We start from the raw sequence: 24,633 nt of genomic DNA on the forward strand, positions 1-24,633 counted from the left end.
GCGCCGTGGTTCGCCCACCGCGCCCTGAACAAGACAGAGAAATACCTGCCATGACCCCTGTTCTAAACCTGTTGAACCGCACCAGCCTGGTGGTCCAGATCATGATCGGCCTCGCCGCCGGCATTGCCCTGGCCGTGTTCGCCCCCACGACCGCCGCAAGCCTCGGCTTCGTCGGCAAGGTCTTCGTCTCCGCGCTCAAGGCGGTGGCGCCGATCCTGGTGTTCATCCTGGTCATGGCTTCGATCGCCAACCACCGTCACGGCACCGAAACCCATATCCGCCCGATCCTGGTGCTGTACCTGTTCGGCACCTTCGCCGCCGCCGTCGTCGCGGTGATTGCCAGCATGGCCTTCCCGTCCAACCTGGCGCTTAGCACCTCGGACGTTGCCTTGAGTGCTCCCGGTGGCATCACTGAAGTACTGCAAAGCCTGCTGCTGAGCGTGGTCGACAACCCGGTGAGCGCGCTGATGAACGCCAACTTCATCGGCATCCTGGCCTGGGCCATTGGCCTGGGTGTGGCCATTCGTCACGCCGGGGAGACCACGCGCACGGTGGTTGCCGACCTGTCCAACGGCGTGACTTTGATCGTACGCGTGGTGATTCGCTTCGCGCCGCTGGGGATTTTCGGCCTGGTCGCCTCGACCTTGGCGCAGTCCGGCCTGGACGCCCTGCTCGGTTACCTGCACCTGCTGGCCGTGCTGATCGGCTGCATGCTGTTCGTGGCGCTGGTGGTCAACCCGATCATCGTGTTCTGGAAGATTCGCCGCAACCCCTTCCCGCTGGTGCTGCTGTGCCTGCGTGAAAGTGGCATCACCGCCTTCTTCACCCGCAGCTCGGCGGCCAACATCCCGGTCAACATGGCCTTGAGCGAGAAGCTCGGCCTGCACGAAGACACCTACTCGGTGTCGATCCCGCTGGGCGCGACCATCAACATGGCCGGCGCAGCGACCACCATCACCGTGCTGACCCTGGCTGCCGTGCACACCTTGGGCATCGCCGTCGACATCCCGACCGCGATCCTGCTCAGCGTTGTCGCCGCTGTCTGCGCCTGCGGCGCCTCGGGCGTGGCCGGCGGCTCGCTGCTGCTGATCCCGCTGGCCTGCAGCCTGTTCGGCATCCCCAGCGAAATCGCCATGCAGGTGGTGGCCGTCGGTTTCATCATCGGTGTGCTGCAGGACTCGGCGGAAACCGCGCTGAACTCCTCCACCGACGTACTGTTCACCGCCGCGGCCTGCCTGGCCAAAGAGCGCCAGGCCGCCTGAGCTTGACCTGCAGCCGGTGCGTCCTGCACCGGCTGCTTGTGTTTTACCCTGTTGCGCACCTAGGCTAGAGACCTTTCTTCGCATAGAGACAGGGCCATGTCCGCCGAACACGAAACCGCTTCCGACGCCCGCTTCACCAGCACCGAGATCCGAGTGCTCGGCTCGCTGATCGAAAAACAGGCCACCAGCCCGGAAACCTACCCGCTGACCCTCAACGCCCTGGTGCTGGCCTGCAACCAGAAGACCAGCCGTGAACCGGTCACCAACCTCAGCCAGGGCCAGGTTGGCCAGGCCCTGCGCGCGCTCGAAGGCCAGGGCCTGACCCGCCTGCAGATGGGCAGCCGCGCCGACCGCTGGGAGCAGCGCGTGGACAAGGCCCTGGAGCTGGTGCCGGCGCAGGTAACCCTGCTGGGGCTGATGTTCCTGCGCGGGCCGCAAACGGTTAACGAACTGCTGACCCGCAGCAGCCGCATGCATGAGTTCGAAGATGCCGAACAGGTGGTGCACCAGCTTGAGCGCCTGATCGCCCGCGGTTTTGCCCTGCACCTGCCGCGCCAGGCCGGGCAGCGTGAAGATCGCTACACCCATGCGCTGGGCGATCCGGCCGAGATCGAGGCGATTCTGGCGGCGCGCCAGCAAGGGCCGGAGCGTTCGGCCGGTGGCGCGGTGTCGCTGGAGCGGATCGAAGCGCTGGAAGCACGGATTGCGGCGCTGGAAGAGCGCCTGGCGCAGTTCGAGTAACAGCATCGCGGGGTTGTGTACCATCAGACCCACTGTGGGAGCGGCGGTGCGGCGACCCGACTTGCCCCGCGATAGGTTTTACCCTTCAGCCGCGGGCAAACGCCACTGCCCGCGCCACCTGCTCCGCCGTTGGCCGTACCCCGGTGTACAGCACGAACTGCTCCAGCGCCTGCAAGGCAATCACCTCCAGCCCGGTAATCACCGGTATGCCCAGACGCTGGGCTTCGACGATCAACGGCGTCAGCGCCGGCATCGCCACCACATCGAATACCCGCTGCGCCGCCGCTATCGCCTCGGGGGCGAAGGCCAACTGTTCGGCTTCAACCCCACCGGCCATGCCGATCGGCGTGACATTGACCAACATCGGCGGGCACAGGTCGCCCAGCTCTGCCTGCCAACGATAGCCGCAACTGTCGGCTAGCTGCCGCCCAGCTTGTTCATTGCGGGCAACGATGATGCCCTGGCTAAAGCCGGCATCGCGCAGGGCACTGGCCACCGCCTTGGCCATGCCGCCGCTGCCGCGCAGGGCAAACGCCGTCGACGGGTCCACCTGGTGACGCAGGAGCAAATGGCGCACGGCCAGGTAGTCAGTGTTATAGCCTTCCAGGTGGCCATTGGTATTGACGATGGTGTTGATCGACTCGATGACCGCCGCCGACGGGTCAATGCCGTCGACCAGGGCCAGGCAGGCTTCCTTGTAAGGCATCGACACGCCACAGCCGCGGATGCCCAAGGCACGGATACCGGCGACGGCTGCCGGCAGGTCATCGGTAGTCATGGCCTTGTAGTAGAAATCCAGATCCAGCTGCTGATACAGATGGTTGTGAAAGCGCACGCCAAAGGTGCCCGGACGCCCGGCCAACGAGATGCACAGCTGGGTGTCTTTGCCTGGAAATGTTGCCATTGAAATCTCCTCAGGAAACGGACTGGCACTGCGCCCTCGCCCGCCGCAGACCGCTGATCGGCCCTTACATAACCTTTACTCTGAACCTGTGTGATTTTTTCGGTTCCCGCAGTCTTATAAATATCCCCGACGTCGGCGTTGTGCTGTGAGGAGTGGCTATCAACCGGCGCGGCTGATGATCACTATCAAGCGCGTTGATTTCAACCACCCGGCACTCGACGCTAAGGTAGGCCCATGACTCACGGGAGGAACCCCAATGGCCCCTATCAACATCATGTCCGTCATCGGCAGCGCCGTCCCCACCTCGCTCAGGGAGTTGGGCTTGCTGGCCTGCTGGTACCTGGTGCGCAATGGCGAAGCGATCTCCGGGCCATTGACCTCCTTGCCGGCCGCCCAGGCCCTCGCCGAGCGTCTCGAGGGCCCCGGCCTGCAAGCCTGAGGCCTGCCCACCGTTTTATCGTGCGTTGCTCCGCACAGCCCCTTGCCCCGCCCTTTGGCGGGGCTTTTTATGGGCCGCTGAAAGGCACTTGGATTAAGTTTTTTTCATCTGCACGATAGCGCTGTCCGGGCAATCGACAGCAACTAGGCCATACTCCTAAAATGCAGCGGTTTTTGGGGGAAAACCCTTGCACAGCCAACGACATAACAACTTCTAGTGAGCCTCAACGTGAAAACTTCCCTTTCGATTCTAAGCCTGCTGCTGTTGCTCACAGGTACTGCGACTGTCACGTCGACCGCTGCTGCTCAACCCCCGGCCCAGCAACAACGCGATCCAGCGAAATTGCACCTGGCCTCCGGCAGCGCCCTGCTGATCGATCTGCAAACCAACAAGGTGCTCTACGCCAACAACCCTGACCGGGTGGTGCCGATCGCTTCGGTGACCAAGCTGATGACCGGCATGGTGGTGCTCGACGCCAAGCAGAACATGGACGAGATGCTCACGGTCACCATCGCCCAGAACAAGGAAATGAAAGGGGTGTATTCGCGGGTCAAGCTGGGCAGCCAGCTCAACCGCAAGGACATGCTGCTGATCACCCTGATGTCGTCGGAAAACCGCGCGGCCTCAACCCTGGCGCACAACTACCCGGGTGGTTACAACGCCTTCATCAAGGCGATGAACGCCAAGGCCCGTGCATTAGGCATGAGCCACACCCGTTATGTTGAGCCGACGGGGCTTTCGACCAGCAACGTTTCCACTGCCCGCGACCTCAGCAAGCTGCTGATGGCGGCGCGCAACTACCCACTGCTGAGCAGCTTGAGCACCACCCGCGAGCAGACCGTGGCGTTCAAAAAACCCAACTACACCCTGGGCTTTCGCAACACCGACCACCTGGTCAACAAGAGCAACTGGGACATCAAGCTGACCAAGACCGGCTTCACCAACGATGCCGGCCATTGTCTGGTGCTGTTGACCAAGATGGACAACCGCCCGGTGGCCATGGTGATCCTCGATGCCTTTGGCAAGTACACCCACTTTGCCGACGCCAGCCGCATGCGCCAGTGGCTTGAGACCGGCAGCACCAAGCCGGCCCCGGCAGTAGCCATGCGCTACAAGTCAGAGCGCACGCAGAACCGTCAACTGGCTGACTGAAAACAAAAGGGCCTGTGCATGCACAGGCCCTTTTTCGTTTCAGGCGTTGGTGCTGAGCAACGAGCCTGAGCTGCTGCCACCGGCTTCGGTCAGCGCCTTGAGCAGCGTTGCCGTGGCGCTGGCGATCGACGCCGTGGTCGCGCCCACCGCCGATTGCGCGGCAGCAACAGCGGAAGCCTTGAGGATCGGCTCCATGTCGCTGGCCAGGACTTCCTGCAAGCGTTTCTGCTGCTCGGCCAATTGCTTTTGCATTTTCTTGATCATCTCGCGCAATTGCTTGATGTGCGCCGGTTCTTCGCCGGCACTGGCCTCTTCCTTTTCCTTGGCCTCTTCGGCCTTGCCGCTATCACGCACCTTGGACAGGTCGACGCTGACCGCGCCCGCCGCTTCCATCCCGGCCTGCCTTTCCTGGCCGGTGACGGTGATGCCGGTGTTGATGCCGCTGTTCAATGGGGTCCCGTTGATTGATACGGCGCTAAAACCTGCCATGTTTCTATCGTCCTGATGGTATTGGGGTTAACCCGGCTATCGGCCGCAGACGCTGAAACTTGAACCCGGCGCTCGCCCGGATAAATTTGCCCGCACGCCACTCGTCCCTCCTGATACCCAAGCTTTGCCCACGGCACGCCTGTGCACCGGGCAAACCGCTCCGATCAGCCTAACGTCGAGATGGCAATGACCACATCCCGTTCCCGCAAAGCCCTCTACATCGGCCTGCCCCTGGCCCTGGCAGTGGCCGCTGCCAGCGCCGGCTACCTGTACTTCAAATCCCAGCACGGCTACCCGCGCCCGATCGTCGAACAGGCCAATGCCCTGCACGAGCACATGCTGTCGTTCGACAGCCATGTCACTGTGCCGCTGAACTTCGGTAGCGCCGGCAACGAGATCGACAAGGACGGCCACGGCCAGTTCGACCTGGTCAAGGCCGGGCAAGGGCGTTTGTCGGGTGCGGCGTTGACCATTTTCGGCTGGCCGGAGCTGTGGAACGGCGCCAATGCCCCGCACCGCCCGACCCCGGGCTTTGTCGACGAAGCCCGGCACCAGCAGGAGGTGCGCTACAAGATCATCAGCAACATGGTCCGCGACTTCCCCAACCAGGTCGGCATTGCCTATACCCCGGATGATTTCCGGCGCCTCAATGGCGAAGGCAAGTTCGCCGTGTTCATCAGCATGCTCAACGCCTACCCGCTGGGCCACGACCTGTCACAGCTGGACCTGTGGGCCAAGCGCGGCATGCGCATGTTCGGCTTCAGCTACACCGGCAATAACGATTGGGCCGACTCCTCGCGCCCGCTGCCGTTCTTCAACGACACCGCCGACGCCCTCGGCGGCCTGTCGCCACTGGGCGAGCAGGCGGTCAAGCGCCTCAACGCGCTGGGGGTGATCATCGATGTGTCGCAGATGTCGACCCTGGCCCTGGAGGACGTCGCGCGCCTGAGCCAGGCGCCGTTCGTGGCCTCGCATTCGGCGCCGCGGGCGCTGGTGGATATTCCGCGCAACCTCAGCGACAAGGAAATGCAGCTGATCAAGGACAGCGGCGGCGTCATCCAGGTGGTCGGTTTCGGCCAATACCTCAAACCGCTGAGCAAGCCGACCCTGGACAAGCTCGAAGCCCTGCGCCTGCGCTTCGACCTGCAACCGCTGCAAGGCCTGGCCAACGCCCTGATGCCCGGCGACGCGGTAATCGCCATCTGGCCCGAGGCACGCTTTGGCGAGTACGCCAGCAGCCTCTACGGCATCCTCGATCAAGAACCCAAAGCCACCCTCAAGGACTTTGTCGATGCCATCGACTACACGGTGAAGAAGGTCGGCATCGACCACGTCGGCATCAGCTCCGACTTCAACGACGGCGGCGGCCTGGAGGGTTTCAAGGATGTCAGCGAGATCCGCAATGTCACCGCCGAACTGCTCACCCGCGGTTACTCCGAGGCCGACATCGGCAAGCTGTGGGCCGGCAACTTCCTGCGGGTGTGGGCGCAGGTGCAAAAAACTGCCCAGCCCGTTGCCGCCACCGCCACCCCTTGAGCCGGAAACCGCCCGCCATGACAGATCGCCGTACCTTTCTCAAGCAGGCCGGCCTGCTCGCCGCCAGCCTGCCATTGCTACCCGAGGCGCTGGCGGCCACTGCGGCGCCGCTGAGCGGCAGCGACAAATGGCGCAACCTGCGCCAGCTGTTCCCCCTGGATCCGGACTACGCCCACTTTGCCAATTTCCTGGTCACTGCCCACCCGCGTCCGGTGCAGGAAGCCATCGATTACTACCGCGCTGAAGTCGACCGCAACCCGGCCAGCCGCATGGACTGGGAGAGCCAGTACGAATGGCAGCGTGAAGGCGAGGTCCGCCAGTGGGCGGCGCGCTACCTGCAAGTCAGGCCCCGGCAGATCGCCCTGACCGGCAGCACCACCGAAGGCCTGGGGATGATTTACGGGCGCTTGCAGGTCAGCCCGCAGCAGGAAATCCTCACCACCGAACACGAGCACTATTCCACAAACCGCACCCTGGCCTTCCGTCAGCGCCACGAAGGCACCCAGGTGCGCAAGCTGCGCCTGTTCAGCCAGCCTTGGGAAATTTCCACCGACCAGGTGCTGAGCACGATCGACCAGGCCATCACCCCCAACACCCGGGTGCTGGGCATGACCTGGGTGCACTCGGGCAGCGGCGTAAAGCTGCCGGTCGGGCAGATCGGCGAGCTGGTGCGCCGGCACAACCGCGAGCGCGATGAAAACCAGCGGATCATTTACGTGGTCGACGGCGTGCATGGCTTCGGTGTCGAGAACAGCACCTTCGCCGACTTCAACTGCGACTACTTCATCGCCGGCACCCATAAATGGATGTTCGGCCCGCGTGGTACCGGGATCATCTGCGCCGCCTCGGAGAAGATGCAGCACCTGACCCCGACCTTCGCCACCTTCTCCGAGGACGAAGATTTCGCCACCATCATGACCCCCGGCGGCTACCACGCCTTCGAGCACCGCTGGGCACTGGGCAAGGCCTTCGAGCTGCACCTGCAACTGGGCAAGGCCGATGTCCAGGCGCGCATCCACCAGCTCAACGACCTGCTCAAGCAGCGGCTCAAAGAGCACAAGGCCATCGAACTGGTCACCCCGCTCAGCAGCGAACACTCGGCGGGCTTCACCTTCTTCAGGGTCAAGGAACGCAACGCCGATGCCATCGCCGCTTACCTGGTCGACAACCGGGTAATGGTCGACGCCGTGTCGCGCGACGTCGGCCCGGTGATTCGCTTCGCTCCGGGCCTGCTCAACAACGAGCAGGAAATCGATCGGGCCATGGCCCTGCTGATCAAAAAACTCTGAAAAGGCCTTCGCATGTCTTCACCACTGCTCTACCCGCTATCCGTACTCGCGCTGCTGACCAGCATCGCCAGCGCCCAGGCCGCCGACGCGGTACAACCGGGCAAGGTCTTTCGTGACTGTAAAAGCAGCTGCCCGGAAATGGTCATGCTGCCGGCCGGCAGTTACGCCATGGGCACCCCGGACGACGAAGTCGGCCGCCAGCCCGACGAAGGTCCGCAACACACCGTGACTTTCGCCAAGCCGTTCGCGGTCAGCCGCTACCAGGTAACTGCCGGTGAATGGGACGCCTACCTGCGCGAGTCCGGGGCCAAGATTGCCGACGGCGACACCCGCCCGGGCCGCGAGTGCAAGGCCAGCAAGCCGCGCTACCAGCAAGGCCCGCGACAACCGGCGGTGTGCATGAGCTATCACGATGCCCAGGCCTATGCCGACTGGCTGACGAAAAAGACCGGCAAGCGCTACCAGTTGATCAGCGAAGCACAGCGCGAATACGCCGCACGCGCCGGCAGCAACGGGCCGTTCCCGTTCGACATGGACCCGGACGGCGACTACCAGATCAGCCGCAACGCCAACGTCTACGGGCCCAGGGACGGCTTCAGTTTCAGCTCGCCGGTGGGCAGCTACCCGGCCAACGCCTTTGGTGTGTACGACATGCACGGCAACGTCTACGAATGGGTCGCCGACTGTTATCACGACAGCTACGAAGGCGCCCCGAACGACGGCAGTGCCTGGCAGCAGGCCGACTGCAAGGTGGTGGTGATTCGTGGCAACGACTGGGGCGAGGCGCCGATTTTCTCGCGCTCCGGCAACCGCAACGCCAACCTGCCAGGCAACCGCGGAGACTGGATTGGCGTACGCCTGGTCCGCGAACCGTGACGGGCCAACGGCGCTAAATTGTCCCGCAAGCCACTCGTCCTATCGTTGTAATCCCCAAGCCCCGGGGGCCGCCTTCGAGGCTATCGGCCCCGACACTGAAGGAACCGATAGCATGAGCCAGATCCATTTCCCCCAGAAGGTCCACGACCTCGTCGGCGTGGGCTTCGGCCCTTCCAATCTGGCCCTGGCCATTGCCCTGGAAGAGCTCGCGCAAACCAATGGTCACGCGCTGGATGCGCTGTTCATCGACAAGCAGCTGGACTACCGCTGGCACGGCAACACCCTGGCGACCCAGAGCGAACTGCAAATCTCCTTTCTCAAGGACCTGGTGTCGCTGCGCAACCCCACCAGCCCCTACAGCTTCGTCAATTACCTGCACCAGAAGCAGCGCCTGGTCGACTTCATCAACCTCGGCACCTTCTATCCCTGCCGCCTGGAGTACAACGACTACCTGCGCTGGGCCGCCGAGCACTTCGCCACGCAGGCCAGCTACGGCGAAGAAGTACTGCGCATTGAGCCGGTGCTCGACAGCGGCCGGATCCGCCACCTGAAGGTCATTTCGCGTGACGCACAGGGCCAGGAGCATGGCCGCCTGACCCGCTCGGTGGTCGTCGGCAGTGGCGGCACACCGAAAGTCCCCGGCATCTTTGCGGCCTTCAAGGACGACCCGCGAGTCTTCCACCATTCTCGCTACCTCAGCAGCCTGGCCGGCTTGCCCTGCACCGAAGGCAAACCCATGCGCATTGCGATCATCGGCTCGGGGCAAAGCGCCGCGGAAGCCTTCATCGATCTCAACGACAGCTTTGCGTCGGTCAAGGTCGACATGATCGTGCGCGCCTCGGCGCTCAAGCCGGCCGACGATAGCCCCTTCGTCAACGAAGTCTTCGCCCCTGTGTACACCGACCTGGTGTTCAACCAGAGCAGCCCGGAGCGCAAGAAGCTGATTGACGAATATCACAACACCAACTACTCGGTCGTTGATATCGACCTGCTTGAGCGCATCTACGGCATCCTCTATCGCCAGAAGGTCGCCCATCAGTTCCGTCACGCCGTGCTCTGCCGCCGCCAGGTGCAGGCGGCCACCGCCACCGCCGATGGCATCGAGCTGACCCTGGAAGACCTCTCGACCGGGCAACAGCAGACCCATCGTTACGATGCCGTGATCCTCGCCACCGGCTACGAGCGACGCTCGCACCGGGAACTGCTGGCACCGCTACAAGACTACCTGGAGGACTACAGCGTCGGCCGCGACTACCGCGCCCTGGCCAGTAGCGACCTGCAGGCCGCGGTGTACTTGCAGGGTTTCTGTGAAGCCACCCATGGCCTGAGCGACACCTTGCTCTCGGTGCTGCCGATTCGCGCGGCCGAAATTGGCCAGTCGCTGTACGACACCCTGGGCAAGCAGGCAGTACCTGCTTTTGCCACTTCCCATGCGCCGACTGCGCTGACCAGCGCCTGAGCCAGGAACCCTTCATGAGCAAGCAATACCGTGGCGCAATGCGCGAGCTGTTGGCGCTGTTGCGCCCTTTCTGGCCGCAGGTGGTCGTGTCGATTGTCCTGGGCATGATCGGTGGCTTGAGTGTCACCGCCTTGCTGGCGACCATCAACGATGGCCTGCACAGCCCGCAAGGCCTTGGCCCGTCGCTGATTGCCAGTTTCGCCGGGCTGTGTGTGGTGGCGTTACTGAGCTCGATTCTGTCCGATATCGGCAGCAACCGCATCGGTCAGAAGATCATCGCCAACCTGCGCAAGGAGCTGGGGGAAAAGGTCCTCAGCGCCCCGATCGGGCAGATCGAACGCTACCGCAGCCATCGCTTGATTCCGGTGCTGACCCACGACATCGATACCATCAGCTCGTTCGCCTTCGCCTTTGCGCCCCTGGCCATTTCCCTGACCGTGACCCTGGGCTGCCTGGGTTACCTGGCAATGCTGTCCTGGCCAATGTTTGTCATGATGCTGCTGGCAATCGGCATCGGCACGGTGATCCAGTACGTGGCCAGGGCTCGTGGCATCAAGGGCTTCATGGCCGCTCGCGAAGCCGAGGATGAACTGCAGAAACACTACAGTGCGATTGCCGAGGGCGCCAAGGAGCTGCGCATTCACCGCCCCCGGCGCCAGCGCATGTTCGTCGCGGGGATACAAAAGGTTGCCGAGCATATCTGCAATACCCAGATTCGCTCGATCAATACTTTCGTGATTGCCAAAAGCCTCGGCTCGATGCTGTTCTTCGTGGTCATCGGCCTGGCCCTGGCCCTGCAGTCGTTCTGGCCGAGCGCCGACAAAGCGGTAATGAGTGGCTTCGTGCTGGTGTTGCTGTACATGAAGGGGCCGCTGGAGCATCTGGTCAGCACCCTGCCCATAGTCAGCCGGGCGCAGATCGCCTTTCGCCGGATCGCCGAGTTGTCCGAGCAGTTTTCATCGCCCGAGCCGCACCTGCTGCTCAGCGACCAGGGCGCGCCGACAGTGAGCGTCGAGCGCCTGCAACTGCTTGATGTCTGTCACAGCTACCCGACCCGGGACGGCTGCGCGCCCTTTCACCTGGGGCCGGTCAACCTGGATATCCGCCAGGGCGACATTGTCTTCATCGTCGGCGAAAACGGCTGCGGCAAGACCACGCTGATCAAGCTGTTACTGGGGCTCTACCCGCCACAGCAAGGCCAGATCCGCCTCAACGGCGAGGTCATCGACGATCGCGCCCGCGATGACTACCGGCAGCTCTTCACCACCATTTTTGCTGACTATTACCTGTTCGACGACCTGGTCAACGACGGCCTGCAGGTACCTGCCCAGGCCTCGCAATACCTGGAACGCCTGGAGATCGCTCACAAAGTCAGTATCCGTGACGGCGCCTTCAGCACCACCGACCTGTCGACCGGGCAACGCAAGCGCCTGGCACTGGTCAATGCCTGGATCGAAGAGCGCCCGGTGCTGGTGTTCGATGAATGGGCCGCCGACCAGGACCCGACGTTCCGGCGCATTTTCTACACCGAACTGTTGCCCGACCTCAAGCGCCTGGGCAAGACCATCATTGTCATTTCCCACGACGACCGTTACTTCGATATCGCCGATCAACTGATTCGGATGAAGAACGGACAAGTCGTGGCCGAACGTGCCATGGCTTGAAAAAGAAAAAAGTTTTCCGGATTTGGCCTGCTAGAGCGTCTTACAAAAAATACTAATCATTCTCACTTGTTTGCCTTCGCGCTGGAGCCTCCGTTGACCACTGCATACCGCTTGCCACCCTTCACCAGGGCTTTGCTGATTCGTCGGACTTTAACCAGGCCACTGGCACTGAGCAGCCTGGTCGGCCTCAGCGCCCTGGCTGTCACTGCCCAGGCCCATGCGCAGATGGTCGCGTTTGCAATTCCAGCGCAATCGCTGGCCAGCGCCCTGCAGGCGTTCGGCACCCAGGCCAACATCCAGATTCTCTACAGCCCCGACGACGTCGCCGGGCTTAGAAGCCGCGCACTGAACGGCACCAAGGAGCCTGCCCAGGCGATTGCCGAACTGCTCGGCGGGACCAGCGTGCGCTACAACCTGCAAGGCGATGTGCTGACCATCCATGGCAACAAGGGCGGCGCCGACCTGACCCTGGATGCCACCACGGTCAACAGCTCATCCCTGGGCCTTACCACTGAGGGCACCGGGTCCTACACCACCGGTGAAACCAGTACGGCGACCAAGATGAACCTGTCGCTGCGCAAGACCCCGCAGTCTGTCAGCGTAATCACCCGTCAGCAGATCGAAGACCAAGGGCTGTTGAGCATCGCCGATGTGCTCAACCAGACGCCCGGGGTGACGGTCAGCCAGGACAATACCGAGGTCAATACCTTTTATTCCCGGGGCTTTGAGATTTCCAACTTTCAGTTCGACGGCCTGCCCAGCCTCAGCACCAATGCCCCGTTGCGCGACAACTACGGTTTGATCGGCACCGCCATTTACGACCGTATCGAGATCCTGCGCGGCTCGGCCGGCTTGCTCAATGGCACCGGCTACCCGTCGGGCGTGGTCAACTTCGTGCGCAAAAAACCGACCGCGCAGTTCCAGGGGCATGTGACCGCCGGCGCGGGCAGCTGGGACCAGTACCGCACCGAAGTCGACCTGTCCGGCCCGTTGACCGACAGCAAGCATATTCGTGGCCGGATGGTGGCTGCCACTCAGGATGAAAAAAGCTACATCGACTACCTGCGTCGTGAAGACCACGTGTTCTACGGCATCATCGAGGCCGACCTATCCGACAGCACCACCTTCGCTTTCGGCATGGACTATCAGAAAGGCAATGCCGACGGCTCGACCAACTCCAACCTGCCGGCGTTCTACACCAACGGCGCGACGGTCAAGCCGTCGCGTTCGACCAACTCCGGGGCAAAATGGTCGTACAGCAACACCGAAACCCAACGCTACTTCGCCAACATCGAACACCATTTTGAAAATGACTGGCTGCTCAAGGTCGAGACCAATTTCCGCCGCTATGACGTCGACAACCTCACCGCCACCGCCAACGGCCAGATCGACGCGGTCACCCACTCGGCCAACGCCTTTACCAGCAAGTACTACTCGACCTCCAAGGAGGTCGACGTAGCGGCTTACGCCACCGGCCCTTTCCAGCTGTTCGGGCGCACCCATGAGATGGTCATGGGCCTGAACTGGGCACGCAACGAAAACGAATCCGGCACCCATTCGTTCGGCAGTTACAAGATCGATGACTTTTTCAACTGGGACAACAATCCGGTCAAGCCCAGCAAACTGCTGTTCACCGTGCCTTACGACACCGTTGCCCGTGAGCGTGCCGGGTACTTTGCGACCATCCTCAAACCGACGGACCGGCTGAACGTGATTCTCGGTTCACGGGTGACCGACCACTACTGGAACCAGGATGGTTTCAACCCGTTGCTGCCCAACCCCAACACCCATTACAACTCCCGCGAAAGTGGCGTGGTCACCCCCTACGCGGGCATCACCTATGACCTGGACGACTACCACACCGTTTACGCAAGCTACGCCGATATCTTCAAACCGCAACCGTTCAACCCCGATCGCAACGGCACGCCGCTGGAGCCACTGACCGGTGAAAGCTACGAAGTGGGGATCAAGGGCGAATACTACGAGGGCCGCCTGAACGCCAGCCTCGCGCTGTTCACCTCCAAGCAGGACAACGTCGCCGAAGCCGACGGCCTGCGTGTGGACATTCCCAACGCCACGGCTTACAAGGCGGTGTCAGGCGCTACCACCAAAGGCTTTGAAATCGAAGTCTCGGGTGAACTGCTTCCCGACTGGAATGTTCATGGTGGCTACACCTACCGCACCTCCGAAGACAAGGACGGCAACAAGGTCAGCACCACCCAGCCTGAACAGATCGCCCGGTTCGCAACCACCTATCGCCTGCCCGGCCTGCTCAACCGCATGACAGTGGGCGGCAACGTCTCGTGGCAGAGCAATATCTACTACGACACCACCCTGGGCTTTGGCCCCGGCGCAATCCCCGCCCGTTTCGACCAGAAGGGCTACACCCTGGTCGGCCTGCTGGCCGGTTACGATTTCAGTGACAACCTGCGCGGCAACATCAACCTCAACAACCTGACCGACCGCAAGTACTTCAGCGGCATGGGCTCCTACGGTTCGACCTTCTACGGCGAGCCGCGCAATGTGATGGCCAGCCTCAAGTATTCGTTCTGATCCAGGGCACAGGAAAAAGGGGCACTGAACGTCGGTTCAGTGCCCCTTTTTCATGGCCAGGGTGAAACCTTTGCCTCAACGCTCGAACGCCTGGCGCAGGTCTGCGCATAACTGCGTGTAGATGTCCGTGACCTGGCCAACCACCGAGCCCAGGCGCAAAAAGTCGTGGGTCAGGCCGGGGTATTCCCTGAGCGTTACAGGTACGCCCTGCTCCTGCAGCCGGTGTGCATAGGCCCGGCCCTCATCAAGCAGCGGATCAAGCCCGGCCAGGGCAATGCAGGCGGGGGCAACGTTGCTCAGCTTATCTGTCAGCAACGGCGAAAAGCGCCAGTCACAGCGGTCTTGCGCAGCACTCTGGTAGTGCTGGTAGAACCACTCCAGCGTCTGGCTCTCGAGCAAGTAGCCTTCGGCGAACAGCTCCATGGAGGCGCTGCGCCGGGAGGCATCCGTCACCGGATAGCACAGGAGTTGCAAGCGCGGCTGCAGCGCCGCGTCCGGCCCTGCCTGGGCAGCCTGGGTCGCCAACACGGTGGCAATGGTCGCGCCGACACTGTCGCCGGCAAACGCGACCCGGGCAAGGTCCAGCTGCAGGGCCCGGGCCTGGCCGGGCAACCAGGCCAGGACATCCTTGCCATCGAGCAGCGGCTGCGGAAAACGGTGTTCGGGCGCCAACCGGTAGCCCACCGACAGCACCGCACATTGGCCGCCTGCGGCAAACTCGCGACAAACGCCATCGTGCGAATCCAGGCTGCCCACCACGTAGCCACCGCCGTGGAAGTACACCAGCAACGGCAAGGCCCCCTCGCATTGCCGGGCACGATACAGGCGCACCGGCACCGCGCCGCCATCGCGGCTGGTGACCGTCAGTTCCTGACAGTCGAGCCGCTGCTCGACGGGCCAGCGCAGTTGCTGGGTAGTCTGCTCGAACGCGGCCCGGGCCTGCTCCGGGGTTTGTTGATGAAAAGGCAGATCGAGCGGGCCGCGGCTTTCCTCGGCCAGGTCGAGGAAATCAGCAAGATCAGGGTGCAAAGACATTTGAGCTTCCTAAACGGTGTATCGAATCGTGCCGGCAAAGGTTTGCCGGCACACAGGTTGACGGCTCAGGCGGCCTGGGCCAGGCAATGGCTGATGATCGCCTGCAGCTCGCGCTGATAGTCGTCCATCAACTGGCGAATGGTTTCACGACGATAGCGCCGGGTACTGAACACACAACGCAAGGCCAGGCGGCCGTCGAACACCTGGCCGACAATCTCCAGCCAGTTGCCCAGCGGCGCTTGCAGGCTGTAGCACGCCCCCACGCTTTGCTCGGCCGGCACCAACAAGGCGCGCTCGTCAAAGCTCTGGTCGAACTGGCCCAGGTAGTTGAACGTCACCCTGGCCTGGGCCAGCCCGGCAAACTGCTGCCTGAGGCTGTTGCCCGCCAGGTAGCGCAACACGCCGTAACCCAGCCCCTTGTCGGGGACTGCCGCCAACTGGCGCTGAACCCCGAGCAGGCTGGCGCGGATGTCATCCTCGGCACCGGGCACCAGGCGTACCGGGTACATGCTGGTGAACCAGCCCAGGCTACGGCTCAAATCCAGCTCGTCGAACAGGTCTTCACGACCGTGACCTTCAAGCTGGATCAACGCCGAATCCTGCCCGGTCCAGCGGCACAGCACGCGACTCAAGGCGCCCAGCAACAGGTCATTGATCTGCGTCTGGTAGACCGCCGGCACCTGGGTCAACAGTTCGCTGGTGCGCTGGGCGTCGAGTTCCATGCGCTCTACCGCATGGAAGCCGACCAGGTTCTTGCCGCGGGGGTTATCGCAAGGGAAAGGCTGCCCCGAGTCTTGCAGTTGTTCGAGCCAGTACCCCAGCTCGCGCTCCACCAGCAGCGGCGCTTGTTGTTCAAGACGGGTCGCCCAGGCCTGGTAGCTGCTGGTGCGAATCGGCAACGCTGGGCTGTTGCCCTGGCTGCAAGCCTCGTAGGCCTGTTGCAAATCCTGCAGCAAGATGCGCCAGGACACCGTATCAATCGCCAGGTGGTGAATGACCAGCAGCAAGCGCTGCTCGCCGGCAAAGGTGATATGCAGGGCGCGCATCAATGGCCCTTGCTGCAGGTCCAGGCTACGTTGCACCCGGGCCGTCAAGTCTTCCAGCGCCGCCTCATCGGCCACGCTCACCTGCTCCAGCAGCGGCTTGTCGGCCTGGGCCTGCTGTGGCCGATACGCCTGATACCAACGTTCGCCCTCCTTGGCAAAGCACAAGCGCAAGCCATCATGCTGCTGCACCACAGCCTGCAAAGCCTGCTCCAGCGCCTGCGGCTCGAGTGCCTGGCGCGAGCGCAGCATCAATGCCTGGTTGAAGTGGTGTGCCTCTGGCATGTTCTGGGCGAAGAACCATTCCTGGATCGGCAACAGGCTGAACCGGCCATCGCTGACCAAGTGGCTCAGGTCCTCCTGCTGCGCAGCACCGGCAAAGACCTGCTGATCGAACAGGCCGGCGATGGTCTGGTAGCGCATCAGGTCGCGCAGCTTGAGGTTGATGTCCAGCTGCGGGTGATTACGCACGCGGGAAATGACCTGCAAGCTGAGAATCGAGTCGCCGCCCAGCTCGAAGAAGTTGTCACTGATACCAACCCTGTCGACTTGCAGCACCTCGGCCCAGACCTGCGCCAGCAGGTGCTCCTGCTCGCTGCGCGGGGCAAGGTAGCTATCGGCGCTGAAATCCGGCTCTGGCAAGGCCTTGCGGTCGAGTTTGCCGTTGAGCGAGATCGGCAGTGCCGCGAGGCAGATAACCTGTGCCGGGACCATGTAGTCGGGCAGCACCGCGCGCAGACCGCTGAGCAGCGCAGGCCCCTGATCGATGCCGTGCGGGGTGACCGCGTAGGCAATCAAGCGCTTGCCGGCGGCAAAGTCACGGGCAATGACCAGCGCATCGCTGACCCCGGGTTGCTGGCGCAGGCAGGCCTCGACTTCGCCCAGCTCGATGCGAAAGCCGCGAATCTTTACCTGGTGATCGATACGACCGACGTAGTCGATGATGCCGTCCTCACGCAGGCGCACCAGGTCACCACTGCGGTAGGCCCGGGTTCCTGGCTGGCCGAAAGGGTCCGGCACGAAGCGCTCGGCGGTCAGGCCCGGGCGACGATGGTAGCCTCGGGCGACCCCCTCGCCAGCAATGTACAGCTCGCCGGCGAAGCCTGCAGGCAACGGGTTGAGGTCATCGTCCAGAACCTGCAAGGCGCGCAAGCCGATGGCCCGGCCGATCGGTGCATACGCAGCTTCACAGGTCGAATCGGCCGGCACTTTCCATAGCAGCGGGGTGACCACGGTCTCGGTCGGTCCGTAGCCATTGGTGAAGTACTGCGGGCGCAATGCTGCCTTGACCAGTTCGAAGGTCTGTTCGGGTACGGCGTCGCCGCCAAAGCAGTAGATGTTCACCGCAGGCGCAGGCTCGCCACACTGGCGGGCATACTCGGCAACCTGCTTGAGGTAGGCCGGCGGGAAGCAGGCGATGGTGATTGCCTGCTGCCCAAGGGCCTTGAACGTCTGCTCCGGTGTCCACAGTTCGGCGTCGCGAATGACCAGCGCCCCGCCGCTGCCGAGGACGCTCAACCAACGCTCATGGGCACCGTCGAAGGCAAACGACATAAAGTGCAGTTCGCGGGTGCTGGCGTTCATTTCGTAGCGTTCGATAATTGCCTGGCAGTGCATGCTCAAGGGCCCGCGGGTAACCGCCACGCCCTTGGGCTGACCGGTGGAACCGGAGGTGTAGATCAGGTACGCCAGGTTGCGATCATCGCCGCAGGCAAGCGCTGGCCCGACGCGCTGTTCATCGAGCGGCAGTCGATCCATCTCTACCCGTGGCAACAGCGCCGGCAGCGGCAGGCGCCCGAGCAGATCGCTGTGGGTAATGACCAGGGCCATGCCCGAGTCCTCGATCATGTAGGCCAGGCGCTCGCTCGGGTAATCGATGTCCAGCGGCACATACGCCGCGCCGCACTTGAGCACGGCCAGCAGTGCCACGATCATCTGCGGCGAACGCTCCAGGGCCACCCCGAGCAGAACTTCAGGGCCCGCGCCCTGCGCCATCAAGGTCGCGGCCAGAGCATTGCTCTGGCGCTGCAGGGCGGCATAGTCCAGGCGCTGCCCCGCACATTCCAGCGCAATCGCCCCGGGCTGACGCCGGGCCTGTTCGTCAATCAGCTCGACCACCGACAGCGGACGGTACTGCCGCGCCGGCTGTGCCCCCCAGGCCTGCAGTTGCTGCCACTGCGCGGTATCCAGGCGTTGCAGGTTACCCACCCGCTGCAGCGGTGTCTCGAGCATGGCCGTCAGTAGCCCCTCCATGGCGTGACGGATGCCCTCGACGGCCTGCTCACTGAAGGCACTGCGCAAATGCAGGTATTCGATCGACAGGCTGTCGTTGAGGTGGACGGCCAGGTCCATCGGGAAGTTGGTGACATCGTGATTGCGTGACTCGCCAAAGTGCAGGCCGCTGTCCCGGGCCTCGCCAAGCCGCTCATCGATCGGGTAGTTCTCGAACACGATGATGCTGTCGAACAACGCCTGTCCGCCCATGCCTGCCCAACGCTGGATATCCGCCAGCGGCACATGGGAATGATCGCGCACGTCCAGGTTGTAGGCTTGCAGGTCGCGCAACCAGGCATCCAGCGCTTGTTCCGGCCTGATGCGGTGAATGACTGGCAAGGTATTGATAAACAGGCCCAGCAGGGTGTCGGCATTGGCCAGGCCCTCCGGTCGCCCGGCAACCGTAGCGCCGAACACCACGGTGTCCTGGCGCGTGTAGCGTTGCAGCAAGAGCAGCCAGGCGCCCTGAATCAGGGTGTTGGGGGTGATACGCAAGTCACGGCACACCTGTTGCAACCGTGCAGTGCGCGCTGCATCCCAGCGGGTGTACAGCGCCCGGTGACCGGGCTCGCTGCTGCTGTGCCGCGGATGCACCGCCTGGCTCAGCGAAGTCGGCTCGACCAAGGCCTGCAGGCGCTGCTTCCAGAACTGTTCGAGGCCCTTGGCGTCCTGCCCCTGCAGCCAGCCGATGAAGTCGCGAAAGCGCCCGCCTGGCGCCGCAACCTGCGCGCCACAGTAGTGCTGCAGCACTTCTGCGAGCAGACGTGAATTGCTCCAGCCATCCATCAGGATGTGATGGCTGGTCCAGATCATCCGGTATTGCCCGGGGCCGGTACCAATCAGCAACAGGCGCAGCAACGGCGCGGCGCCGATATCAAATCCGCGGGCCCGTTCGGCGCTGGCACATTGCGCGACGCGCTGTTCATCCCAGGGTTGATCCTGCCAGTCGAGGGTCTGTACGTGCAGCTTGACCCGGCGCTGCACGACTTGCAGCGCCGGCGTCTGCCGATCGGGCCAATGAAAGCTGGTACGCAGGGCCTCGTGGCGGTCGATTGCCGCCTGCCAGGCCTGGCAGAATCGCTCGACATCCAGGCCCTGCACCGGCAACTGCACCTGGTTGATGTAAAGCGCCGACTCGTTGTCTTCCAGGGTGTGCAGGAGCATGCCCTGCTGCATCGGCGAGAGCGGGTAGATGTCTTCGATTTCGCTGGCGGCAATCGGCAGTTGGTCAAGCCAGGCCTGCGAAACCTGCGCCAGCGGGAAGTCCGAGGGGGTCACCGCGCCAACGCCCTGATCGCAGCAATGCTCGATCAGACGCTCGAGCTCCTCGCTGTACTGCGCGGCCAGGTGCGCGATCGTCGCCTCATCGAACATGCTGCGGCTGAAGGTCCAGCCTATGCTCAAGGCCGAGTCATACACCTGGCCATTGAGGCTCAACCAGTTGCCCAGCGGCGCGTCCAGGCTGCGCTCAAGCCCTCGGTTTTCAGCGGCGGGAACGAACAGTGCCTGATCGCTGCTGAAACTGGCGTCGAACTGCCCAAGGTAGTTGAAGGTCACCCGCGGCACCGGCAATTGCGCCAGGCTTTCACGCGCCTGCTGATCACCCAGGTAACGCAGCACCCCGTAGCCGATGCCTTTGTCCGGCACCGCCCGCAGTTGCTCCTTGATCCCCTTGAGGGTGTCGCTCCACTGCTCGAAGGCCTGCAACTTGAGCGCAAACATGCTGGTGAACCAACCCAGGGTGCGGGTCAGGTCGACCTCATCGAACAGCTCTTCACGGCCATGGCCTTCAAGCTGGATCAGGCAATGGTCGGCGCCGGTCCAGCGCTGCAACACCCTGGCCAGGGCTGCCAGCAGCAGGTCGTTGATCTGCGTGCGGTAAGCCGCGGGAGCCTGCTGCAACAGCTTGCGCGTCAGCTGCGGGCTCAACTGGCTGTACAGCGTCAGCGCATCGCGACTGCGCAGCGTACCGTCGGCGTGATCCTGGGGCAGCTCGGCGCATGCGCCCTGCAACTGCTGCTGCCAGTAGCCGAGCTGCGCCTGCAGGTTGTCGCCCCGCGCATAGGTTTGCAGACGTTCGGCCCAGGCTTTGACCGAAGTGGTCTTGGCCGGCAAGGCCACAGGCTGGCCTGCCGCCAACTGTGTGTAGGCCTGTTGCAGGTCTTCGAACAGGATGCGCCAGGACACACCATCCACGGCCAGGTGGTGGACCACCAGCAACAGCCGTTGCTGACCGTCGGCCAGGGTCGCCAACAGCGCCCGCAGCAACTGCCCTTGTGCCGGCTGCAGGCTGCGCTGGGCCTCGTCGCAGTCGACTGAAAGCGCGGCCAGGTCGACTGGCGCGGTTTGCCACAGCAGCGGGGCCTGCGCCCAGTGCGCAAGCAGGCGCTCGGGCTGCAGATAGCACACCTGTTCGGCGCTGAAGCACGAACGCAAGACATCGTGGTGCATCACCAACGCTTGCAGCGCACGCTCCAGCAGGTCGGCCTGCAGCGGCTGCGATGGCTTGAGCAGCACCGACTGGTTCCACTGGTGACGCTGGGGATGTCACTGGCAAAAAACGCCTGGTGGATCGGCAGCAGCAACGCCGCGCCACTGACCAGGCCCTGGTCCACTGCATCGCCTTCGCCGACCTCGCGAGACCGGGCGACAGCCGCCAGGCTCTGCACCGTCTGGTGCTGGAACAGCTCTTTGGGGGTGAACACGATGCCCTGGCGCCGCGCGCGGCTGACCAGTTGAATGGACACGATGGAGTCGCCGCCGAGTTCGAAAAAGTTGTCGTTCAGACCCACCCGTTCAACCTTGAGCACCTCTTGCCAAAGCGCCGCCAGCGCCACTTCCACGGCACTGCCCGGGGCCACATAGGCCTGCTGCATCTGCTCTGCATCAGGCACCGGCAGTGCCCGGCGTTCCAGCTTGCCGTTAGGGCTCAACGGCAGGCTGTCGAGGAACATCAGTTGGCTGGGCACCATGTAGTCGGGCAAGGCCGCCAGCAAGCGCGACCGCAGCAGCTCGCGCGCCTGCGCCTGGCGCTGGCGGTCGTCGCCAGGCCAGTCGCGCCGGGCCGGCACCAGATACGCCACCAGTTGCTGGCCATTGCCAGTGGCAACGGCCAGAACAACCGCCTCGTGGATTTCATCCTGTTCCAGCAAGCGTGCCTCGATCTCGCCCAGCTCAATGCGCAGTCCACGGATTTTTACCTGATGGTCGATCCGCCCGCGGTACTCGATCACCCCGTCACTGCGCTGACGCGCCAGGTCGCCGGTGCGGTACATACGCTCGCCGCTGGCGAACGGGCTGACGACAAACCGTTCGGCGCTCAGGCCCGGACGGCGATGATAGCCGCGCGCAAGCCCGATACCGGCCAGGTACAGCTCACCCGTTACCCCCACGGGCACCGGCGTCAGCTCGTCGTCCAGCACATAGGTGCCAAGGTTGGCAATCGGCTGGCCAATCGGCACGCTGTCGCGGCCTTCGTCGCGACAGGTCCAGTGGGTAACATCGATTGCCGCTTCGGTCGGTCCATACAAGTTGTACAAGCTGGCTTGCGGCAAGCGGCTCAGAACCTGTTGCTGGGCATCCGCCGGCAACGCCTCGCCACTGCAAATCACTCGGCTCAGCGAGGTGCACAGACCCGCCTGGTCATCGAGCATGAACACCTGCAGCATCGAGGGCACAAAGTGCAAGGTGGTTATCTGTTCACGGCGGATGACCTCGATCAGCCGCGCAGGATCCTTGTGATCACCCGGCGCCGCCAGCACCAGGCGTGCCCCCGTCATCAGCGGCCAGAAAAACTCCCACACCGAAACGTCGAAGCTGAACGGCGTCTTCTGCAAGACCCGGTCCTGTTCGCCCAGGCCATAGGCCTGTTGCATCCAGCACAGCCGGTTGGTCAGGGCCAGGTGGCGGTTGGCCGCGCCTTTTGGCTTGCCCGTGGAGCCGGAGGTGTAGATGACATAGGCCAGGTTCTGCGGGTGCGGGTAGCACGCCGGGTTGCTGACAGGCCAGCCATCCTGAGGTTGATCGAGCAGCAGGCATTCGACATCGGCCGGTACCGGCAAGCGCTCACGTACCGATTGTTGGGTCAGCAGCAGGCGCATGCCGCTGTCCTGCATCATGTAGGCCAGGCGCTCCGCGGGATAATCCGGGTCCAGCGGTACATAAGCGCCGCCAGCCTTGAGCACCGCCAGCAGGCCGATAACCATTTCCAGGCTGCGTTCGGCGGCAATACCCACCAGCACATCGGGCCCGACACCTGCGCCCAGCAAGCGGTGTGCCCACTGGTTGGCGACTTCATTGAGCTGGCGGTAACTGAGCTGCGCAGCACCCAGAACCAGGGCTACGCGGTCGGGTGTGGCCTGCGCCTGTTGTTCGATCAACTGATGCACGCAGCACGCCAAGGGGTAGTCCATCGCCGTGTCGTTCCAGCGCACGACCTGTTGCTGCCACTGATCGCTGTCGAGCAGGGGCATGGCCGCGACGCGCTGATCGGGCTGTTGCACGATCGCCTGCAACAGGCCCAGCCAGTGCGCAGCCATGCGCTCGACGGTCGCGCGTTCAAACAGGTCGCTGGCGTAGGTCAGGCCGGCGGCAAGCCCGCTCGGGCTGTCATGGGTATCGAGCATCAGGTCGAATTGAGCGGTGTGCTTTTCCCACGCCAGCGCCTCGATCGTCAGGGGCCCGCCCTGCCCCGCCAGCTGGTGACGCTTGCGCGCGTCGCTCTGGTGGTTGTACATGACCTGGAACAGCGGGCTGTGGCTGAGGCTGCGCTCCGGGCGCAACGCCTCGACCAGTTGTTCGAACGGCAGATCCTGATGAGTCTGGGCATCGAGCACTGTCTGGTGCACGGCCTGCAGCAACTGGCGGAAGGTCAACTGATCGTCAAAGCAGGCCTTGATCACCTGGGTGTTGACGAAAAAACCGATCAGCCCTTCGGTCTCCACCCGGTTGCGGTTGGCCGAGGGTACCCCGACACGAATTTCGGCCTGGCCACTGTAGCGGTGCAGCAACAGCTCAAAGCTGCTCAGCAGCAGGGTAAACAGGGTGACATTCTCCTGCCCGGCGAAACGCTTGAGCGCATCGGCCAGGCCATCGGGCAGGCTCAGCGCCAGCCGCGCACCGCGATAACTCTGCTCAGCCGGACGCGGTCGGTCAGTGGGCAGTTCAAGCAAGGGATGCTCGCTACCCAGCTGCGCAGTCCAATAGGCCAGTTGCCGTTCACGTTCACCTGCCTCCATCCACTGGCGCTGCCAGAGGGCGTAGTCGGCGTACTGGATCGGTAGCGGCGCAAGGTCCGGGGCCCGGCCCTGGGTGAACGCGCTGTAGTACTCGATGATCTCGCGCAGCAGGATCTCCATGGACCAACCGTCAGAGACAATATGGTGCTGGATGAGCAGCAGTACGTGTTCATTGGCTTCAAGGCGCAACAGGCAGACGCGCAACAGCGGCCCCTGGCGTAAATCGAACAGCTGGCCGACCTGCTCCTCGACGAAGGCCTTCAGCCGCGCCTCAGAACGCGCCGACGCTGGCTCGTTCGACCAGTCCAGGCAGGTGAAGTCCGCAGTCATGGACGGGTGGACGACCTGCAGGGCCTGCAGGTCGTCGTCGACAAAGGTGGTGCGCAACGCTTCATGGCGCAGATGCAACGCCTCGACACTGCGCTGCAAGGCGCCAAGGTCGAGCTCGCCGCGCAGGCGCAACGCGAGTGGAATATGGTAGTTGGCGCTGTCTGGCTCCATCTGCCAGAGAAACCACTGGCGCTCCTGCGCATAGGACAACAACAAGGGCTCGTCGGCTTTGCGCTTGAAAATCGGCGCGACATTGAAGAGGTTGATCCCTTTTTGCTTCAGCAGTATCGCCAAGGCTTTGCGTTCCTTCGACGAAAGCGCTCCAACTGCCCCGATCAGCTCTTGCACAC

The 24,633-nt window shown here is 63.3% G+C and carries 15 protein-coding genes; 10 read left to right on the forward strand and 5 right to left on the reverse strand.

Translation table 11 applies throughout. The features are described 5' to 3' along the window. The first annotated feature begins 50 nt into the window (after positions 1–50). Entirely contained in the window at positions 51–1,262 is a 1,212-nt protein-coding gene (gene sstT, locus LOY34_RS17505; RefSeq protein ID WP_195884603.1) for a serine/threonine transporter SstT, read from the forward strand. A 96-nt stretch (positions 1,263–1,358) separates the two neighbouring features. Continuing rightward, a complete protein-coding gene (locus LOY34_RS17510; protein ID WP_045194583.1) occupies positions 1,359–2,003 on the forward strand; it encodes a YceH family protein in 645 nt (214 codons plus the stop codon). A gap of 85 nt (positions 2,004–2,088) precedes the next feature. On the opposite strand, the gene LOY34_RS17515 is transcribed toward LOY34_RS17510, so the two are convergent. Further along, positions 2,089–2,907 (reverse strand): shikimate 5-dehydrogenase, encoded by an 819-nt coding sequence (locus tag LOY34_RS17515; RefSeq protein ID WP_045194586.1) that lies wholly within the window; start codon positions 2,905–2,907, stop codon positions 2,089–2,091. Between the two features lie 256 nt (positions 2,908–3,163). On the opposite strand from LOY34_RS17515, the gene LOY34_RS17520 reads away from it, so the two are divergent. After that, positions 3,164–3,346, forward strand: a complete 183-nt coding sequence (locus tag LOY34_RS17520; protein ID WP_093381111.1) for a hypothetical protein — start codon at positions 3,164–3,166, stop codon at positions 3,344–3,346. A 228-nt stretch (positions 3,347–3,574) separates the two neighbouring features. Further along, complete coding sequence (gene pbpG, locus LOY34_RS17525; RefSeq protein ID WP_082075415.1) at positions 3,575–4,498, forward strand: D-alanyl-D-alanine endopeptidase; 924 nt, start codon at positions 3,575–3,577, stop codon at positions 4,496–4,498. A gap of 39 nt (positions 4,499–4,537) precedes the next feature. On the opposite strand, the gene LOY34_RS17530 is transcribed toward pbpG, so the two are convergent. Next, entirely contained in the window at positions 4,538–4,987 is a 450-nt protein-coding gene (locus LOY34_RS17530) for a hypothetical protein (RefSeq protein ID WP_195884604.1), read from the reverse strand. 186 nt (positions 4,988–5,173) lie between these two features. Between LOY34_RS17530 and pvdM the strand changes: the two genes are divergently transcribed. The 6 genes from pvdM (at position 5,174) to LOY34_RS17560 (ending at position 14,364) form a co-directional block, all read left to right on the forward strand. Then, positions 5,174–6,523, forward strand: coding sequence for a pyoverdine-tailoring dipeptidase-like protein PvdM (gene pvdM, locus LOY34_RS17535; protein WP_195884605.1), 1,350 nt, complete (start codon positions 5,174–5,176; stop codon positions 6,521–6,523). Positions 6,524–6,540: 17 nt separating this feature from the next. After that, entirely contained in the window at positions 6,541–7,812 is a 1,272-nt protein-coding gene (locus LOY34_RS17540) for an aminotransferase class V-fold PLP-dependent enzyme (protein ID WP_195884606.1), read from the forward strand. Positions 7,813–7,824: 12 nt separating this feature from the next. Then, positions 7,825–8,688, forward strand: coding sequence for a formylglycine-generating enzyme family protein (locus LOY34_RS17545; RefSeq protein WP_195884607.1), 864 nt, complete (start codon positions 7,825–7,827; stop codon positions 8,686–8,688). A 112-nt stretch (positions 8,689–8,800) separates the two neighbouring features. Next, entirely contained in the window at positions 8,801–10,147 is a 1,347-nt protein-coding gene (locus tag LOY34_RS17550) for a lysine N(6)-hydroxylase/L-ornithine N(5)-oxygenase family protein (RefSeq protein ID WP_045194596.1), read from the forward strand. A 14-nt stretch (positions 10,148–10,161) separates the two neighbouring features. Further along, positions 10,162–11,811 (forward strand): cyclic peptide export ABC transporter, encoded by a 1,650-nt coding sequence (locus tag LOY34_RS17555; protein WP_123565538.1) that lies wholly within the window; start codon positions 10,162–10,164, stop codon positions 11,809–11,811. A gap of 93 nt (positions 11,812–11,904) precedes the next feature. After that, on the forward strand, positions 11,905–14,364 hold the full coding sequence (locus tag LOY34_RS17560; RefSeq protein ID WP_052676483.1) for a TonB-dependent siderophore receptor: 2,460 nt from the start codon (positions 11,905–11,907) through the stop codon (positions 14,362–14,364). A gap of 75 nt (positions 14,365–14,439) precedes the next feature. On the opposite strand, the gene LOY34_RS17565 is transcribed toward LOY34_RS17560, so the two are convergent. The 3 genes from LOY34_RS17565 to LOY34_RS17575 all read right to left on the reverse strand — a co-directional run bounded on the left by LOY34_RS17565 (position 14,440) and on the right by LOY34_RS17575 (position 24,631). After that, a complete protein-coding gene (locus LOY34_RS17565; RefSeq protein ID WP_195884608.1) occupies positions 14,440–15,399 on the reverse strand; it encodes an alpha/beta hydrolase in 960 nt (319 codons plus the stop codon). 65 nt (positions 15,400–15,464) lie between these two features. Further along, complete coding sequence (locus LOY34_RS17570; protein WP_258663763.1) at positions 15,465–21,233, reverse strand: non-ribosomal peptide synthetase; 5,769 nt, start codon at positions 21,231–21,233, stop codon at positions 15,465–15,467. Beyond that, a complete protein-coding gene (locus tag LOY34_RS17575; RefSeq protein ID WP_408980887.1) occupies positions 21,167–24,631 on the reverse strand; it encodes an amino acid adenylation domain-containing protein in 3,465 nt (1,154 codons plus the stop codon). The genes LOY34_RS17570 and LOY34_RS17575 overlap by 67 nt, the downstream gene beginning before the upstream one ends. Positions 24,632–24,633 lie beyond the last annotated feature (2 nt).

The organism is Pseudomonas sp. B21-009 (assembly GCF_024749345.1).
Classification (GTDB): Bacteria; Pseudomonadota; Gammaproteobacteria; order Pseudomonadales; family Pseudomonadaceae; genus Aquipseudomonas.

Coding starts and splice junctions, on each gene's coding strand:
- sstT (WP_195884603.1), top strand. CDS start 51: ATGACCCCTGTTCTAAACCTGTTGAACCGCACCAGCCTGGTGGTCCAG.
- LOY34_RS17545 (WP_195884607.1), top strand. CDS start 7,825: ATGTCTTCACCACTGCTCTACCCGCTATCCGTACTCGCGCTGCTGACC.
- pvdM (WP_195884605.1), top strand. CDS start 5,174: ATGACCACATCCCGTTCCCGCAAAGCCCTCTACATCGGCCTGCCCCTG.
- LOY34_RS17510 (WP_045194583.1), top strand. CDS start 1,359: ATGTCCGCCGAACACGAAACCGCTTCCGACGCCCGCTTCACCAGCACC.
- LOY34_RS17530 (WP_195884604.1), bottom strand. CDS start 4,987: ATGGCAGGTTTTAGCGCCGTATCAATCAACGGGACCCCATTGAACAGC.
- LOY34_RS17515 (WP_045194586.1), bottom strand. CDS start 2,907: ATGGCAACATTTCCAGGCAAAGACACCCAGCTGTGCATCTCGTTGGCC.
- LOY34_RS17540 (WP_195884606.1), top strand. CDS start 6,541: ATGACAGATCGCCGTACCTTTCTCAAGCAGGCCGGCCTGCTCGCCGCC.
- LOY34_RS17555 (WP_123565538.1), top strand. CDS start 10,162: ATGAGCAAGCAATACCGTGGCGCAATGCGCGAGCTGTTGGCGCTGTTG.
- LOY34_RS17550 (WP_045194596.1), top strand. CDS start 8,801: ATGAGCCAGATCCATTTCCCCCAGAAGGTCCACGACCTCGTCGGCGTG.
- LOY34_RS17520 (WP_093381111.1), top strand. CDS start 3,164: ATGGCCCCTATCAACATCATGTCCGTCATCGGCAGCGCCGTCCCCACC.
- LOY34_RS17565 (WP_195884608.1), bottom strand. CDS start 15,399: ATGTCTTTGCACCCTGATCTTGCTGATTTCCTCGACCTGGCCGAGGAA.